The organism is Bradyrhizobium sp. USDA 3364, assembly GCF_054056355.1.
This window is the reverse complement of sequence record NZ_JBSRYG010000002.1, coordinates 7,527,459-7,544,140: the sequence shown is the minus strand read 5'-3', so window position 1 is coordinate 7,544,140 and position 16,682 is coordinate 7,527,459. Positions and strand designations below refer to the sequence as shown.

Sequence of the window (16,682 nt, the reverse complement as noted above, 5' to 3'; positions counted from 1 at the left end):
CGGCTCGGTCCGTTTGCCGCAGGCGGTCAACGCCCGGGTTCCGAAAGCGATCCACGGCGGTCAGATTTTGGAACCGCGGCCCGCGCCGTTCGTTTCCACTCATGCTGCGTTCATGCGCATGATGCGATTGTCTCCAGCGAGACTGACATGAGCGAGCCTGACCCCCGGAGCGGTTGCGTCATGGCTCACCCTCGGCTCGCGCGCACAGGAGGCTGCGATGGCAACCAGAAATCTTTCGAAGGCCGAGCTCGCGCGCAACGTTGCCGGCGCCACGTCAGCGTTGGTGCTGAGCGCGCTCGCCCTGTTCGTCGCCGCCCACCATCTGAGCGGAGGCTAGGGCAGGTGGGGCGCCAGCCCCGACGGTACGTTCATAGCAGGAAGGTGCCGATCAGCAGGCCGGCCGCAAATGCCCAGAGCCCAAGGGTACAGGCCGAGATGACCCGGACGAGATTGCGCAGATCCACGTCCTGCCAGCTGCTGTGGGATCGATACGTCAATGCAGGCACCCCCTGCGGCGGCCGCCTTTGCTTTTCCAGCCTGGCAGCCTGTTCCCGATAGGTGCCCAAATGAAGGCAACCGTGGTGACGCCCGATCACGCATTTGCGAGGCGCAGCGTCCGGTATTCCTTCCAGCAGGCATATGACGGTGCGCGCGGACCTCCCTGGCTACTTCGATCAGGGTGGTTGACCCTCCGCCTCGTCATCGTTCGGCTCGACGACCTCGAATCTGGACCGGCTGAAGCGGCCCAATCCGCTGAGCTCGTAATAGCCGTCACGTTCGCTTTCCCGCGTCACTTCGTAGACGCGCCCGAGCGAGAGCGTGTCCCGCTGCAACGTATTGTCGACGCAGCGAACGCGAAAAATCCTGCCGGTTTCGGCCATGCGCTCATCCTGAATTGTTGGTCTGGTTGGGCGTTACTTATCGCGCGACGTCGTGATCGCAATCGGTCAGCCCGCCGTCGGCCGATCACGAAATTTCGTTCGGCAGTTTCCGCCTGGATGCCGGTTCGAAGACGTCGCCGGGAATTTCCTTCATGTGATACCCGGCCGGGAGCTGCTGGCCCGGCGCCTCGCCGGAGACCGGTGCGTCGAAGATCAACCCGGAGACCAGCCCGTGTTCCCAGGCCTGCTTCTCCGTCGGAAAGTCCCCGCCGATCTGTTGGTCGCGATCAAACAGCGCGTAGGGCATCTCTCGTCCTTGAGCACGGGCTGGGTGCGGGCGGCTTGCATCCGGCGCGCCCGACAGCTCGAAAACGCCTGTGCCTGGCAGGCGTTCCTAATTTCGGCGGCGCCGCGCCGCCGTCGTCACGGAGCAGGGGAATTTGACGGGGCAGTGCTTGGCCGGAAACGATAACGTCACGTGCCGGCCGTAGAGGTGAGCCAAGGCTGTCCGGAGTACCGGGAGCCGCGTTCAAGGCGGGTTGGAAATTCTCGCGCTCTCCACGAGGATGCCGCATTGGTTCGAATAGATGCAGCTCCTCGGCAACGGGCGCCGCGCGGGGGGACGTCTATCGATCTGCTCAACCGCTACGCAAGTTGACGATCCATGTCGTCATAGTTATTGGCGTCCCCCATGCTGACCGCGCTCCTCATCGCTTCAGGTTTGATTCTGCTGTTTGCCTTGTGCGGGCGCGTGTTCTATCAGATCGGCTTTCGTGACGGACACGAGCAAGGCTTGACCGATTCCTACCAGCTCTACGCGACGAAGCCGCGCCCCTCGCAGGAAGCGGGGCCCGGTAAGCAAGACTCCGGGAAAGCCTCGTCCAGGATATTTGGCAATCCGCGTATTGTAGTCGGATCGACGCTGTTTGCCCTGGCGGCGAGCGCTCTCCTCTATGTGCTTCCTCCGAGCCCGATCGACAGAAACCTGGTCCGCGGTACCTTCTACTTCTTCAAGGGGCATGCGTACCAAATTCCCGTCAAGTATCTGAACGGCGAGCTCAGCGCCGCCCAATTGTATGAAGATGACAAGCTTCTCGGCCCGGCAAACAGCGATCGGGAAGAGATCATCACCAAGGGCGCCGGCCGCTTCCAATTTTTCCGAGACAACACCAACTTTTTCGGCCCGGTCCTGCTGCTCTCGACAAGCGATAATTCCGACCCGAATACCAACGGCAGAAAGTATCACCTCAGATGACCGTCTGATGGTGCGCGACGCCGGTAAAGGCGCCGGGCCGGTCGTCGGACCCGGTTCCAGGCGAGCTGCCAGCTTCCCGGCCGTTGACGGCGCCAACATTCTCGTCCGCCCCCATGCCGATACGCGGTCATCCGAAAGGATGACAGAAATTCGTCCGCACGAGCGCGCGGGTGCGCGCAGCGCTTTTGCGGAGGAAGCCCAGTCTCGCCGGAGAGAGCGCGTATATGCCGTAGCCCATCGCGCAGGGAAAGCCGGATTGCTCCGGTTACACCTGCGGGCTTTCGCGGGTGATGATACCGCCGATGCGATTGCTCCGACAACATTGCCTTGCGCAGGACGACGGTGTGCACGGGCCCGGGGCCACCAACCCCCGTTGAAAATTCGCGATTGCCGGTTGCCTCATCTTCAGGCAATGACGGCCTGCAATGAACAAGAGCTTCGAGGAAACTGCCGCTCGTCTGGCGCCGGCGATCTTTGTCGTGCTGTGGAGCACCGGATTTATCGGCACCAAATACGTCATCAACAATGCGGAGCCGCTGACCTATCTGGCGATCCGGATGGCGTTCGTGGTGGTGGTGATGGCTGTGATCGCCGCGATCGCGCGGCCGAAATGGCCGGACCGCACAGGCGTCTTCCACAGCGCGGTCGCCGGCATCCTGGTGCACGGCTTCTATCTCGGCGGCACCGCGATTGCGATCGCGCATGCGATTCCGGCCGGCCTTTCGGCATTGATCCCGGGGCTGCAACCGATCCTGACCTCGACGATCGCCAACCGTTGGTTAGGGGAGCGTGTCACGCCGCTGCAATGGGGCGGGCTGGTGCTCGGTCTCGCCGGCGTCGTGCTGATCCTGCACAACCGGCCGATGACCGGCGAAGCGGGGTGGGGCTGGCTCGCCTCCGGCGTCTCGCTGATCAGCATCACGCTCGGCACGCTCTATCAGCGCCGCTACTGCAACCGGATCGACTGGCGCGCCGGCAATCTGGTGCAGTACATCGCGGTCACGATCTTCTTCGGCATCGGCGCCTATCTGTTCGAGACCAATGTCGTGCACTGGACCACCGAGTTCGTGCTGGCGATCGCCTGGCTGGTGTTCGCGCTGTCGATCGGCTCGATCGGGCTGCTGTACTGGCTGATCCGTCACCATGCAGCGACCTCGGTCGCGAGCCTGTTCTATCTGGTGCCGGCGGTGACCGCGCTGATGGCCTATATTCTGTTCGGCGAGCGGCTGGATTATGTCGCGATCGCCGGCATGGCCGCCTGCGCCGCGGCCGTGCTGCTGGTCAATCGCCGCGCTTAATCCTTGCCACGGACTCTCGCATAGGCCGCAAGCGCGCGTTCGCGGCCCTGCTTGTGATCGATGATCGGTTGCGGATAGCTCTTGCCGAGCTCGACGCCGGCGCTGGCGAGTTCGATCGGCGTTGCGGTCCACGGCTGATGGATCAGGTCGTCGGGCAGGCGCGCCAGTTCCGGCACCCAGCGCCGGACATAGGCGCCATCAGGATCGAACTTCTCGCCCTGGAGGATCGGATTGAACACGCGGAAATAGGGCGCGGCATCGGCGCCGCAGCCGGCGACCCATTGCCAGTTCGCCGGGTTGGAGCCGGCATCGGCGTCGACCAGCGTATCCCAGAACCATTGTTCGCCGGCGCGCCAGCCGATCAGGAGATGCTTCACCAGGAACGAGGCGACGACCATGCGCACCCGGTTGTGCATCACGCCGGTGTGCCAGAGCTCGCGCATGCCGGCATCGACGATCGGATAGCCGGTCAGGCCGCGCTGCCAGGCCTTCAACGCGCGCGCGTCGCGTTTCCACGGAAAGGCATCGAACTGCTGCTGCAAATTCTGCTCTGCGAGGGCGGGGACGTCGAACAGCAGATGGCGGCAGAACTCGCGCCAGCCGAGTTCGCTCAGGAACTTGTCGATGTCGCCGGCCAGGCGCGGGTGCTCGGCGGCGGCGAAGCGGGCCGCGTACCAGAACTGCCGCGGGCTGATCTCGCCGAAGCGCAGATGCGGCGACAGGCGCGAGGTGCCGTCGCGGTCGGGGCGGTCGCGGTCTCCGGCGTAGCCCTTGATGCGGTCGTCGAGGAACGCCCTCAGCCGCGCCCGCGCGCCTGCTTCGCCCGGTGTCCAGCTCTCGCGCAGGCCGCCGGCCCAGTCCGGCTTGCTTGGCTCGAGCTTCCAGCCGTCAAGGGACTCACTCGCGATACCGCCAACCGAGGTGAGCTTGTACGGTGCCGGCAACGGCCCTGGCGGATCGCCGAGCGCTTGCACGAACCGCCAGAATGGCGTGAAGACGCGCAGCCCGCGGTTATCCTTGTTGCGGATCGCCTTGGGGTCGACCAGCAGGTCGCCCGGGAAAATTTGCGAGTCGATGCCGTCACTTGCGAGCGCGGATTCAACGTCCCCGGCAATCGCTTGATGCGGCGCCTGCGCAATGTCGTTCCAGAGCACGCGCTCGCATCGGTTTCGCGCGCTAGCGTGGCGATCACGTCAGCGGCCGGTCCCGACCGCAGCACCAGCCTTCCGCCGATCGCCTCAAGGCTCTTGCGAAGCGCGCGCAGTGATTGCGCCAGCCACCAGCGCGTCGCGCCCCCGAGGGGGCGCGCGGCTGGAGGTTTCAGGGCAAGGCTTGCTTCGTCGCGAACATAGAGGCCAACCACGGGCGCGCCGCGGCTGGCTGCTTCGTGCAGGGTCGTCGCGGAACCAGACGATAACAGGCTGTGCGCAGGCCACCCGGACGTTGCGTACCAACAGTTACTTCGGCTGCGGCACGATGCGGATGTAGGGCTTCGGCGCCTTCCAGCCTTGCGGGTAGATCGTCTTGGCCTCGTCGTCGCTGACCGAGCCCGCGATGATCACGTCCTCACCCTGCTTCCAGTCGGCGGGGGTGGCGACGCGATGCTTGGCGGTCATCTGCAACGAGTCGATCGAGCGCAGGATCTCCTGAAAATTCCGGCCCGTGGTCATCGGATAGACCATCACGAGCTTGATCTTCTTGTCCGGCCCGATCACGAACACGTTGCGGACGGTCTGGTTGTCGGCGGCGGTGCGGGTGAGGGGATCGCCCGAGGTCGAGGCCGGCAGCATGTCGTAGAGCTTCGACACGTTGAAGTCGGTGTCGCCGATCATCGGATAGTTCGGCGCCGCGCCCTGGGTCTCCTTGATGTCCTCCGACCATTTGGCGTGGCGGTCGACCGGGTCGACCGACAGGCCCATCAGCTTGACGCCGCGCTTGTCGAATTCCGGCTTCAGGCGGGCGAGCGCGCCGAGCTCGGTGGTGCAGACCGGGGTGAAGTCCTTGGGATGGGAGAATAAAAGCGCCCAGCTGCTGCCGATCCAATCGTGGAACTTGATCTTCCCTTCGGTGGTCTCGGCTTCGAAGTCGGGGGCGACGGCGCCAATCTGAAGTGCCATGATTTTACCTCATCTCTTTGAAGTTGCGGCCAAATTTGTATTTGAGGTGGTCTGTTCCAGTATAGGACGCAGAACGGCTTAAGTGAACGGGTTCTGAAAAAAGGTGAAACATTTCTCCTTGAGGGTGGAATTCCAAGCAACTTGTTTTGATCCGTATCCCTGCGGCGAAATATCAGCTGCGGCACAAAAGCCTGGAAATGCCCAGATAATGCCGCTTATCGCCGTCATCACGCCGGCCCCGGCTGCTATAGGACTGAACCATAACGGCTTCCAAGGCGACCAAATAGCAACCATCTAAAAATCTCGGAACCCAAGTTCCGAATCGGTAACCACTCGTTTACGCCGGCATGGAAAAGCTGGCCTGAGATAGGAATTGAAAGCTCCAACAATGTCTGCCCCAAGTACCAAGACCGCTGAGGATCTCAGCGGTGCGTTGTCCCCATCCTGCCGCAAGACCGCCGCCCATGCGCTGACCATCGTGCGCGACGGCGTCATCACCGGCGAAGGCCCGACCACCAAGGGCCGTATCCATTTCTCCCGGTCACTCGATGCCGATGACGCTGCCTGGTGCGCGCGCATCCTGACGGCGGCCGCGGTCGAGCATCAGCCGGTCAGCCGAGCCGAGATCGAGGCGCTGTTCGCGATCAACGAGGCCGCTGCCGAGCGCAGCGATGGCGGCCGGTTCGACGATCTACTCGCCAAGGCGATCGCCCATCATGCCGCGTCCGAGTCCGGCCTGCCGGTGCCGCCGCGCACCGTGGCGCTGTCGCCCGACACCGAGATCGATCGCTGGGCGCCGACGCAGGGTACGAAGATCGACACCAAGGTTCTGGAGTGGATCGCGGGTCAGATGCGCGGCAAACGCCGCTCCGGCCGCGCGCTCGCGGCGATGGTGGCGACGCTGGTCGGCGCCGCCGCGCTGCCGCTCGCGACGCAGCTGCCCAACGTGTTCGACATCGGGATGATGTGATCGTTCGGGATGATGCTTGCATCATCCCGAATGAACGGGTTTTCAAGCGACAGCGGCGGGGATCATTTCCCCGCCGTTTTCTGTTTGCCGCTGGTCTCCTCGAGCCCGAGCGTCCGCCCCGGGAACCCGGCGACGTCGAAATACCGGGTCGAGAGCACGCGCTGGAATTTCAGCACGGTGCGCAGACCGTTGGCCGACGGCTTCTTCGACATGATGGTGCCTTCGGCCATCTTCGGCACGATGCCGTTCGGCAGCGCCTCCGACGTCACCCGGCCGATCAGCCCGCCATTGTTCGGGGTGCGCAGGCCGAGCAGCTGGGCCGCGGTCATGCCGACATCGGCGTTGCTGACCGGCAGCGCATCGACATAGCCCGCCTTGAAGTCGGGGCCGATCGCTGCGGTGAAGTTGAAGGTGTCGCCGCGGCTGAAGCTGCCGTGCATGCCTTGGCCCTGGCGCAGCACGGTGTCGGCGATCTGCACCGAGCAGTTGGTCGGGATCGCGCAGCCGCTCGACCAGGAGCGGAAGTTGACGACGATCGACGGGTTCGGCGTCACCGCCTTGCCCTTCAGGTTGAGGTTCGACATCGGTAGCGTGCCGGGGAAATTGCCGAGCTTGTCATCGACGAATAGCCCGCTGACATAGTCCTGCTCGAGCAGCGCCTTGACGACGCGGTCGGCGAGCTTCTTGTCGCGGTTCGGCAGATAGACCAGGTCCGAGCCGCCATTGGTCGCGATCACGACGTCGGGCTTGGCCGGGTCCTGGCCGAGCACGCCGTTGCCGGCCTTCGGGTGGGCGTTGTCGGCGACCTTGGCGTTCTTGTCGTTGGGGTCGAACAGCGGCAGGTTGAGCGCCTTGGCGAGATCGATCGCCAAAAAGCCCATCGGCAGGAAATCCTTCGGCGTGTCGTCGTAGGCGATCTTGGCCGAGGGGCTGGTCTTGCTCTCCTTCGAGATCGTCGAGAAGCCGTGGTCGGAGGAGACCATGATGTTGGTGTTGGCGGACAGGCCGAGCTCGTCGAGCGCCTTGCGGAGCTGGGCGAGGTTGTTGTCGGCATTTTTGATGCCGGCCATCGAGGTCGGGCCGTTGATGCCGGGGGTGATGGTGTTGAGGCTGTCGCCGGTGTTGTGCTGGCTGCCGTCCGGATCGCGCGACCAGAACACCAGCACGAACGGCTTGTTGCGCGCCTTGAACATCGGCAGCACGACTTTGGTCGCGACGTCCGCCATGTAGGCCTGCTGCGCGATGTTGGCGACCGTGGTGCCGGGCGTCTTGGCGTCACCCGCCTTGGCGTTGTCGCCGCGGCTCGGGGTGGCGAGCGGCAGGCCCGCCTTTGTCAGCGCCTCCTTCATCTCGTCGGAGAGCGGCACGCCGGTTTTGCCGCCAGTGGAGTCGTCGACCACGATCGTGTTCTTGCCGCGATCGGTGTGGTCGAACAGCAGGGTCGGACCGACCTTGCCGATGGCGGCGGTGCTGAAACCCTGGCCGCGGGCCATCTTCAGCAGCGTCTCCTCGTTGAGGTAGTCGCCGTTAAAGTGATCGTCGACATCGGCGAGCACGGCGTCGTTCTCGATGAACGGCACCACGGTGTCGCCGGCCGGCACCGAGGTGTAGCCGGTATAGATGGTGTTGGAGAAGGTGCCGGTGTCGCCGAGATAATGGCCGGTCGACAGCGCCGAGCTGTTTGCCATCGTGAAGGTCGGGAACAGCGAGTGCGAATTCTTGAAGTTGACGCCCTTGTCGCGGATCTCGGCCATCGCCGGAGCCGTCTCCGGCGTCACGATCCCGCCGCGCAGACCATCGGGCACGAAGAGGATCAGGTTGCGGGGTTTTGCGTTCTGCGCGGAAGCGGCGCCCGCCGAAAGCGCGATCATGCTCGCGGACAACAGTGTGATGGCTCGACGCATTTCTTATTCCCCCTGATGAAGCCCCGCGGCAGCCCGCCGCCTGCCTTCGTTTAGTTTTGTCATATGACAGAATTGTTACAGTGATTTCTCCCAGTCAATACAGTCAGGCTCTGCCGCGGAATGCCGGTCAACAGGCCGTCATTCCGCGGGCTGAATCGCGGTCGCCTCATTGCGCGCAGCGCTGCCGGCATGCCCGTACCGTGCATAGAGCGCGGGCAGCACAGCCAATGTCAGCAGGGTCGCGCTGATCAGGCCGCCGATCACGACGGTGGCGAGCGGCTTTTGCACCTCGGCGCCGGTGCCGGTGGCGAACGCCATCGGCACGAAGCCGAGCGAGGCCACCAGCGCGGTCATCACCACGGGCCGGAAACGGGTGAGGGCGCCTTGCTCGATGGCCTCGCCCATCGGCACCCCGCGTTCGCGCAATTGGCGGACGAAGCTCAGCATCACCAGTCCGTTCAATACCGCAACGCCCGACAGCGCGATGAAGCCGACCGCCGCCGAGATCGAGAACGGCATGCCGCGCAGCCACAGCGCCGCGATGCCGCCGGTGAGCGCCAGCGGCACCGCGCTGAACACCAGCAGCGCATCGCGTGCCGATCCCATCGCCGCGAGCAGCAGCAGGAAGATCATCGCAAAACAGGCCGGTACGACGACGGCAAGGCGCTGGCGCGCCGCAGCGAGATTCTCCGACTGGCCGCCCCAGGTCATCCAGTAGCCGGGCGGCAGCCGCACCGATTGCGCGACCTTTGTCTGCGCTTCCTCGACCACCGAACCGAGATCGCGGCCGCGGACATTGGCCGTCACCACGATGCGGCGCTTGCCGTTTTCGCGGCTGATCTGGTTCGGCCCTTCGGTGAAGGAGAACTGCGCGACGCGGTTGAGCGGCAGGCTCTGCACCGGCGAGCTCGGCGTTGCCTTCGGCAATGCGACCGGCAGATTGCTCAGCGCCTCGAGATCGGAGCGCACGCTCTCCGGCAAACGCACCACGATGTCGAAGCTGCGATCGCCTTCGTAGACGACACCGGCATCCTGACCGCCGACCGCGGCGCCGATCACGTCCTGGACCGCGGAGACGCTGAGGCCGCGCCGGGCGATCGCCGCCTTGTCGACCTTGATCTCGAGCACGGGCAGGCCGCCGGCCTGTTCGACCTTGACGTCGGTCGCACCGCGCACGCCGCGCAGCGCGGCAGCGATCTGGTTGGCGGCCTTCTGCATCGGCCCGAACTCGTCGCCGAACACCTTGACCGCGATGTTGCCGCGAACGCCGGCCAGCAGTTCGTTGAAGCGCATCTGGATCGGCTGGGTGAATTCGTAGACGTTGCCGGGCAGCCGGCCGACCGCCTTCGAGATCTCCTCGATCAACTGCTCCTTGGTCAGCGACGGATCCGGCCACTGCGCGCGCGGCTTCAGGATGATGAAGGTGTCGGACGCGTTCGGCGGCATCGGATCGCTCGCCACCTCCGCGGTGCCGGTCTTGGAGAAGACGAACGACACCTGCGGGAAGCGACTGACGGCCTTTTCGACCGAGAGCTGCATCGCCTGCGACTGCGACAGCGCCGTGCTCGGAATCCTGAGCGCATGCATGGCGATGTTCTTCTCGTCGAGCGAGGGGATGAACTCCTGGCCGAGCCGGAAGAACCCGAACAGCGCGGTTGCGAACAGCAGGACCGCCGCGGCGATGACGAGAACGGGCGTCGCAATCGCACGCCGCAGCAGCGGGCTATACCAGCGCTTCAGTGTGGCGACGAGCCAGTTTTCCTTCTCCTGTACGCGGCCGGTGATGCCGATCGCGATCAGCGCCGGCACCAGCGTCAGCGACAGCACGAAGGCGGCAGCGAGTGCGAGGATCACGGTCAGCGCCATCGGCTCGAACATCTTGCCTTCGACGCCGGTGAAGGCAAGCAGCGGGACATAGACCAGCAGGATGATCGCCTGGCCGTACAGGCTCGGTTGAACCATTTCCACGGCGGAAGCACGCACAGTCGCCAGCCGTTCGTCGCGCGTCAGCACGCGGCCGAGCGCGTGCTGTTTCTCGGCGAGGTGACGCAGGCTGTTGTCGGTGATGATGACGGCGCCGTCGACGATCAGGCCGAAATCCAGCGCACCGAGGCTCATCAGATTGGCGCTGATGCGGCCCTGCCACATGCCGATGGCCGTCATCAGCATCGCGATCGGGATCACCAGCGCCGTGATCAGCGCCGCCCGGAAATTGCCGAGCAGCACGAACAGCACCGCGATCACCAGCAGCGCGCCTTCGGAGAGGTTGCGCGCCACGGTGCCGATCGTCGCGTCGACCAGCTGGGTGCGATCGAGCACCGTCTCGACCTCGACGCCCGCCGGCAGCGACGGCGTGATCGCCCGCAGCTTGGCGTCGACCGCGGCCGACACCGTGCGGCTGTTGGCGCCGATCAGCATCAGCGCCGTGCCGACCACGACCTCGCGGCCGTTCTCGCTGGCGCTGCCGGTGCGCGTCTCGCCGCCGATCGAGAGCGTCGCGAGGTCGCGGATCCGGACCGGGACACCGCCGCGCGTGGTGACGACGACGGCGCCAAGCTCCTCGATGTTATCGAGGCGACCGCCGGACCGCACTACGAATCCTTCGCCATTGCGCTCGATATAGCGCGCCCCGCGGCTGACATTGTTGCTTTCGATCGCCTTGGCGACGTCGGCAAAGGTGAGGCCGAGCGCGATCAGCTTCGCCGCATCGGGGTGGACCTGGTACTGCTTGAGGTAGCCGCCGATCGAATCGACGCCGGCGACACCCGGCACCATCTTGATCTGCGGCTTGATGATCCAGTCCTGCACCGTGCGCAGATAGGCGTCCTTCTCGACCTCGCTTTGCAGCACCTGGCCGTCCGCCGTGAGGAAGCGGCCGTCGCTCTGCAGGCCGGGCGCGCCGTCGGTCACCTTCTGTCCGGAGTAATGGACGGTCCACATGTAGATCTCGCCAAGGCCGGTCGAGGTCGGGCCGATCCGCGGCTCGATGCCTTGGGGCAGGCGCGCGCGCACTTCGGTCAGGCGCTCGCCGACTTGCTGGCGGGCGAAATAGATGTCGGTGGCTTCGCTGAACACCGCCGTGATCTGTGAGAAGCCGTTGCGGGACAGCGAGCGCGTGCTCTCCAGTCCCGGCGCGCCGGCCAGCGCCGTCTCGATCGGGAAGGTGATCTGCTTCTCGATCTCCGCAGGCGACAGCGCCGGAGCCACGGTGTTGATCTGCACCTGCTTGTTGGTGATGTCGGGCACCGCGTCGATCGGCAGTTTTGTCAGCGCGACGCCGCCGAGGACCATCAGGATCGCCGCGAGGGTGACGACGACCCAGCGCCGCTGGATCGCGAGACCGATGATGCGCTCAATCATGGCCGTGCTCCGCCTCGTCCTTTTCGACCTCCGCCTTCAGCGTGAAGGTGTTCTGCACCGCGATGGTCTCGCCCGCTGAAAGACCCGCGACGATCTCGATATCGTCGTCGTCCTCGCGGCCGGTGCGCACGGATCGTGCCTCGAATCCGTCGGCATCGCGCACGAACACGGTCGGCGTCCCCTTGATGGTTTGAATGGCCTTCTTCGAGACTATGACGGTCGACGGCGCGCCTGAGAGCGGGACCTCCGCGGTGACGAAGGTGCCCGGCTTCCAGCGGTGATCCTTGTTGGGCATGGTCGCGATCACCCGGGCGTTGCGGGTCTCGCGGTCGAGCAGGGGGCTGACGAAGATCACGCCGGCGCTGGCTTCGTCCTCAGTGCCGATCGCGCGGATCTTCACCGAAACACCCTCGCGGACTGCGCCGATGTCCTCCGGCGAGACTGCGAGGTCGACCCAGATATCGTCGAGATTGACGATGACGTAGAGCTCGCTTTCCTGGCCCTCGCGCCCGATCAATCCGCCGAGATCGACGCGCCGCTCGGAGACCCGGCCGCTGATCGGCGCCCGTAGGAACTGGGTCCGCAGGCTCTCCGGGGGCTTGTTGGGCAGGTCGGCGATCTCGCTCTCCGACAGGCCCAGCGCGAACAGCTTCTGCCGTGCGCCGTCGAGCTTGATCTGGGCGTCGTTCGCCGTGAGCCGCGTGCGCAGGAATTCGTTTTCCGACACGATGCGGGTCTCGACCAGCGTCTTCTGTCGCGCATAGAGGGTCTGTTGCAGATCGTTGGTCAGCCGGGCGGCGAGGTATTCGCTCTTCGCATCAGCGACCTCGCGGCTTTCGATCGCGGCGACGATCTCGCCCTTCTCGACGACGTCGCCGAGACGCTTGCGCAGTTCGGTGACAGTTGCGAGCACGCGCACCGAGACGCGGCCGATATGGTCGGCATCCGGGATCAACGATCCCGGCGCGAGGAAGTGCCGCTTCAGCATGCCGCCGCCGGTTTGCGCGAGGGTGATGCCGGCTTCGCGAATCTGGTCCTCGCTCAGTTCGACATGTCCGGGGGCCTCATGCTTGGCCTCGGCTTTGTGTTGGCTCGCGGACGCAGCTTCCGGCGCCGCGTCCGGGAGCTTGACCGGCCAGCCGATCCATCCGGCCGCGAGAACAACCAGTGCAATGCCGGCGGCCACGCCGGCGAAGAATAGAACAACCCGTTTCATATGCGCTTCTCCGCGGCGCAGGCCGGTGGCCATGCGTCGTCGCGACGTCGATCTGTGCGGAAGCGTGCGCGCGGCCGAACGGCAGCGGCACACGGCCGGTCATGTCGACCGGATCAGGCGCGGGGTGGTTTGAAGGGAGAGAGGCGGTCGGCCGATGCCGGCAGCTCGATGCTGCTGTCGCCGTAGCTATGCGGCGCGTAGGCAATCGGGAACGCCGTCTCCTGCGGAGCGACGGAGGCGACGTGCGTCAGGCAGTGATCGCCATGCAGGGAGGCCGGATGCGCAGGAGCCTTGCCGCCGGTGTCGTTGATCGACTGTGCGATCGCGAAGCCGGGAACAGCATCGTCATCGCCGTCGAAGGCCCAGCCGTGGAAGAACGACAGCACCAGCGCAAGCGAAATCAGTCCCGCAAGCAGGCTGCGCCAGCGGCGCGATCCCGTTGCACGAGAAGAGGACTGAATCATGGTGCCCGTCGCGTCCATGCGCCCTCATTAGCGCCGTGACCGCGCGCATTCAAGTTCAAGCCCGCGACAGATTGGCCGTGGATACTATAACGTTACACGCCTTCTGCGGCTCGGCGCAGCAGCCATCGACGCGCCGCGACGACGGCCCAGATCGCTTCGACGAGGCCGAACGGCCAGGCGCCCTGCAGGAAGCCGTAGGCCGAGCCGAGCGCGCAGGAGACGGCGAAGGCCAGGATGAACCAGGGGCTGCGATCTTCGGCCGCATAGCAGACGAGCATCATGGTCACGGCGAACAATCCGAACAGCGTCAGCGCATCCATTCCGCAGCAGAACTCCTGTTGTAACGCGGTTGATATCTGAGCATGCTTGGGATGGAATATCCATCCAGCGTCGCCGCCCGAAAGGACTGCCCCATGAAGCGCATGCATGTTCACGTCGCCGTCAAGGACATCCCGCATTCGGTCGGCTTCTACTCGGCGCTGTTCGGGGCCGAGCCGACGGTCGTGAAATCCGACTATGCCAAATGGATGCTCGACGATCCCCGCGTCAACTTCGCGATCTCGACCCGAGGCCGCGAGCCGGGCCTCGATCATCTCGGCATTCAGGTCGAAAGCGCTGAAGAGCTCGGCGAGGTCTACGGACGGCTGCGCAAGGCAGGCGGCGAGATCATCGAGCAAGGCCAGACGGTGTGCTGCCATGCCAAGTCCGAGAAGTCGTGGATCGACGATCCCGCGAGGATTGCGTGGGAGACCTTCCATACGACCGGTGAGAGCATCGTCTATGGCGACGGCACCGGCGAGCGGACCGCGCGCGTCGCGCACGAGAAGCAGGACGGAAAGCAAAGTGCATATTGCGCTCCACAGGCACAGGCGGCAACGCCGGAGGCTTCGGCTTGCTGCAGATCGTGAGCTCGGGGCGATCGCGCGTACCAAGGGTCGAAGCCCTTGTAGCCCGGATGAAGCGAAGCAAAATCCGGGAGCGCGCCTGGAGTGCACCCCAAAAGTGAGACACGGGAAATTAGGGACAGTTCTCTAACGGAGAACGGATGCCCAACAAATCACCCCGTGTTTTCAGCCGCGAGTTCAAGCTCGAGGCAGTCCGCCGCATTCTGGCGGGGGAGCGCATCAGGGCGCTTTCGCAAGAGCTGAAGGTGCTGCGCAAGGATCTGTACGCGTGGCGCGATCTGTTTCGTGCGGGCGGGGCGGAAGCCCTGCGACCGATCGGTCGGCCGCGCAAGAGCGATGCCGTTGCGCCGAGAGTGAGGGTGCGGGCGCGCGAAGTCGCGGCTGCTGACCCTGGTGCGCCGGAGCGGATTGCGGAACTTGAGCGCAAGATCGGCCAGCAGCAGATTGAACTGGATTTTTTTCGGCAAGCCTTGCGGCGGGTCAAGGAAGCACGCCGGCCGAGCAGCGAGCCTGGCGTGACGGGGTCTACGCGGTCATCCAAGCGATGACGGTCCCCTCGCAGCAAGGCGAACTGACGATCGAACGGATGTGCCGGTTGGCTGGTGTCAGCCGGGCCGGCTATTACCGGCACTGGGCGGCTTCCGCGCCACGTGCCGAAGAGGTTGGCGTGCGGGACGCGATCCAGCGGCTGGCGCTTTCTTACAGGCATTACGGCTATCGGCGGATCGCCGCGCAGTTGCGCCGCGAGGGCTTTGCGGTGAACCACAAACGCGTGCTGCGCCTGATGCGCGAGGATAATCTGCTGTGTTTGCGGCAGCGGCCGTTCGTGCCGGTTACGACGGACTCGCGCCATCCGTGGCGGGTGGTCCCGAACCTGGCCCGCGGCATGGTGCCTGATGGCCTCGACCAGCTCTGGGTGGCGGACATCACTTACATTCGTCTGCGGGAGGAGTTCGCCTATCTCGCCATCGTGCTCGATGCCTTCAGCCGGCGCGTGGTCGGCTGGGCCCTGGAGACGCATCTGGAAGCTCGTCTGGCGGTTGCCGCGCTCTCGATGGCGCTGGCGGCGCGCCAACCGACGCCCGGCAGCCTGATCCACCACTCCGACCGCGGGATCCAATACGCCTGCGGCAACTACACCGAACTGCTCCAGCAGCGCGACATTGCTCCCAGCATGAGCCGGGTCGGCAATCCCTATGACAACGCCAGGGCGGAGAGCTTCATGAAGACCCTCAAACAGGAGGAGGTCAACGGTCAGACCTACCGCGATGCGCAGCATGCCAGAAATGCGATCGGCGCCTTCATCGAAGACGTGTACAATCGTCAACGGCTGCACTCGGCCCTGGCCTACCGGCCGCCGGCCGAGTTCGAAGCAAACCTACCGCGACGCGGGGCTGCTGCGCAGCAGCCCCGCGTCGCGGCCCTAACCCATCAACCCGCCCAGCCGCACCAGGCGGTTGGCACCTGTCCCTGATTATCGTGTCTCACATCAGGGGTGCAGTTCACGCCGACCGCTGATACTGGTCCCCGGATTGCGCTTCGCTTCATCCGGGCTACTCCATCGCCGCGGCAGCTATCGCGCCGACGCAGCCGGTTACCGCCGTAAGCAAAGGCTTAATGCCTGCGACATATGATCCAGGCGACTATTCCCCTCCGTGCTAGCAGCCCCTCAACCATGCGGCTTTTGCCACTCAAGGATCCTGAGCGGTCCTGGCGTCATATCAAGGCACAATGGAAGAAGGACGCTGAAGGCGTCGGCGAGGATTTGGCCACCTTCGGCGGGATCGGGGCCTTTGAAGCGTTGACGGCCAGGGAAGGTGACGGTCAGGGACTGTATCACCTGACCGACGGGGAACGGGTTCATGCGGTCTGCCAGGTCAGGCGTCTCCTGATGAGCCGGTATTCGGCGCCGGCCCTCAGCGCGCGTTTCGTCAATGTGTCTCCGATCTACGATCTCGGCGTCGCGGGTAGCGGCGATTATGCGCAGATGCTTGTGGCGCTGTTCTCCGGCGTCGTCTGGCTGTCGCGTGACGCGCTGTCGGCCAACCACATCCGGTTTCTCCTGAAGAGCCCGGGCGACTCGCAATTCTTCGCGGCACTCAAGGCCGTGACGCCGCTCTCACCATTCTCGAAATTCACCATCGAAGGCGCGCTGATCGAGTGCAGCCTGAAGGAGGCGGCGGCTGCGGCCGCGTCCTGACGAATTTCCCGCCGATCGCCTCATGTCGGCATCCGCCTTAACCGTCCGATAACTGATTTTCCTAACGACCCCTTGGGTTGTGTTCCCGTAGAAGGGCACCCGCAGGGGCAGG

16 protein-coding genes and 1 pseudogene are annotated in these 16,682 nt (G+C 64.9%); 7 read left to right on the top strand and 10 right to left on the bottom strand.

Annotation, left to right across the window (positions count from 1 at the left end; translation table 11 throughout):
• Positions 1–368: 368 nt before the first annotated feature.
• The 3 genes from ACVILL_RS35510 to ACVILL_RS35500 all read right to left on the bottom strand — a co-directional run bounded on the left by ACVILL_RS35510 (position 369) and on the right by ACVILL_RS35500 (position 1,188).
• Entirely contained in the window at positions 369–566 is a 198-nt protein-coding gene (locus tag ACVILL_RS35510; protein WP_456733298.1) for a hypothetical protein, read from the bottom strand.
• Positions 567–674: 108 nt separating this feature from the next.
• Positions 675–881 (bottom strand): hypothetical protein, encoded by a 207-nt coding sequence (locus tag ACVILL_RS35505; RefSeq protein WP_456733297.1) that lies wholly within the window; start codon positions 879–881, stop codon positions 675–677.
• A gap of 85 nt (positions 882–966) precedes the next feature.
• Positions 967–1,188, bottom strand: a complete 222-nt coding sequence (locus tag ACVILL_RS35500; protein ID WP_456733296.1) for a hypothetical protein — start codon at positions 1,186–1,188, stop codon at positions 967–969.
• A gap of 384 nt (positions 1,189–1,572) precedes the next feature.
• Between ACVILL_RS35500 and ACVILL_RS35495 the strand changes: the two genes are divergently transcribed.
• Entirely contained in the window at positions 1,573–2,136 is a 564-nt protein-coding gene (locus ACVILL_RS35495) for a hypothetical protein (protein WP_456733295.1), read from the top strand.
• A gap of 425 nt (positions 2,137–2,561) precedes the next feature.
• The gene (locus ACVILL_RS35490; protein ID WP_456733294.1) at positions 2,562–3,434 is read left to right on the top strand and encodes a DMT family transporter; all 873 of its coding nucleotides are present in this window, start codon (positions 2,562–2,564) and stop codon (positions 3,432–3,434) included.
• Here ACVILL_RS35490 and ACVILL_RS35485 read toward each other — a convergent pair.
• A pseudogene (locus ACVILL_RS35485) lies at positions 3,431–4,870 on the bottom strand (cryptochrome/photolyase family protein). The gene ACVILL_RS35490 and the pseudogene ACVILL_RS35485 sit on opposite strands and share 4 nt — an antisense overlap.
• Positions 4,871–4,891: 21 nt before the next feature.
• Positions 4,892–5,551, bottom strand: coding sequence for a peroxiredoxin (locus ACVILL_RS35480; RefSeq protein ID WP_050420497.1), 660 nt, complete (start codon positions 5,549–5,551; stop codon positions 4,892–4,894).
• 388 nt (positions 5,552–5,939) lie between these two features.
• Here ACVILL_RS35480 and ACVILL_RS35475 point away from each other — a divergent pair, with 388 nt between their 5' ends.
• On the top strand, positions 5,940–6,521 hold the full coding sequence (locus tag ACVILL_RS35475; RefSeq protein WP_456733293.1) for a hypothetical protein: 582 nt from the start codon (positions 5,940–5,942) through the stop codon (positions 6,519–6,521).
• A 62-nt stretch (positions 6,522–6,583) separates the two neighbouring features.
• Here ACVILL_RS35475 and ACVILL_RS35470 read toward each other — a convergent pair whose 3' ends face one another.
• The 5 genes from ACVILL_RS35470 to ACVILL_RS35450 all read right to left on the bottom strand — a co-directional run bounded on the left by ACVILL_RS35470 (position 6,584) and on the right by ACVILL_RS35450 (position 13,785).
• Positions 6,584–8,425 (bottom strand): alkaline phosphatase family protein, encoded by a 1,842-nt coding sequence (locus ACVILL_RS35470; RefSeq protein WP_456733292.1) that lies wholly within the window; start codon positions 8,423–8,425, stop codon positions 6,584–6,586.
• 138 nt (positions 8,426–8,563) lie between these two features.
• Positions 8,564–11,785 carry an efflux RND transporter permease subunit gene (locus tag ACVILL_RS35465; RefSeq protein WP_456733291.1) on the bottom strand — a complete coding sequence of 1,074 codons (3,222 nt, stop codon included), beginning with the start codon at positions 11,783–11,785 and terminating at the stop codon, positions 8,564–8,566.
• Positions 11,778–13,001 carry an efflux RND transporter periplasmic adaptor subunit gene (locus ACVILL_RS35460; protein ID WP_456733290.1) on the bottom strand — a complete coding sequence of 408 codons (1,224 nt, stop codon included), beginning with the start codon at positions 12,999–13,001 and terminating at the stop codon, positions 11,778–11,780. Before ACVILL_RS35460 ends, ACVILL_RS35465 begins: the two co-directional genes overlap by 8 nt.
• 113 nt (positions 13,002–13,114) lie before the next feature.
• A complete protein-coding gene (locus tag ACVILL_RS35455) occupies positions 13,115–13,483 on the bottom strand; it encodes a hypothetical protein (RefSeq protein WP_456733289.1) in 369 nt (122 codons plus the stop codon).
• A 74-nt stretch (positions 13,484–13,557) separates the two neighbouring features.
• The gene (locus tag ACVILL_RS35450) at positions 13,558–13,785 is read right to left on the bottom strand and encodes a hypothetical protein (RefSeq protein ID WP_456733288.1); all 228 of its coding nucleotides are present in this window, start codon (positions 13,783–13,785) and stop codon (positions 13,558–13,560) included.
• Between the two features lie 93 nt (positions 13,786–13,878).
• Here ACVILL_RS35450 and ACVILL_RS35445 point away from each other — a divergent pair, with 93 nt between their 5' ends.
• The 4 genes from ACVILL_RS35445 (at position 13,879) to ACVILL_RS35430 (ending at position 16,570) form a co-directional block, all read left to right on the top strand.
• Positions 13,879–14,373, top strand: coding sequence for an ArsI/CadI family heavy metal resistance metalloenzyme (locus ACVILL_RS35445; protein WP_456733287.1), 495 nt, complete (start codon positions 13,879–13,881; stop codon positions 14,371–14,373).
• Positions 14,374–14,510: 137 nt separating this feature from the next.
• A complete protein-coding gene (locus ACVILL_RS35440; RefSeq protein WP_456731051.1) occupies positions 14,511–14,918 on the top strand; it encodes a transposase in 408 nt (135 codons plus the stop codon).
• On the top strand, positions 14,915–15,844 hold the full coding sequence (locus tag ACVILL_RS35435) for an IS3 family transposase (RefSeq protein ID WP_456731050.1): 930 nt from the start codon (positions 14,915–14,917) through the stop codon (positions 15,842–15,844). Before ACVILL_RS35440 ends, ACVILL_RS35435 begins: the two co-directional genes overlap by 4 nt.
• A gap of 156 nt (positions 15,845–16,000) precedes the next feature.
• The gene (locus ACVILL_RS35430; protein ID WP_456733286.1) at positions 16,001–16,570 is read left to right on the top strand and encodes a hypothetical protein; all 570 of its coding nucleotides are present in this window, start codon (positions 16,001–16,003) and stop codon (positions 16,568–16,570) included.
• The last annotated feature ends 112 nt before the right edge of the window (positions 16,571–16,682 follow it).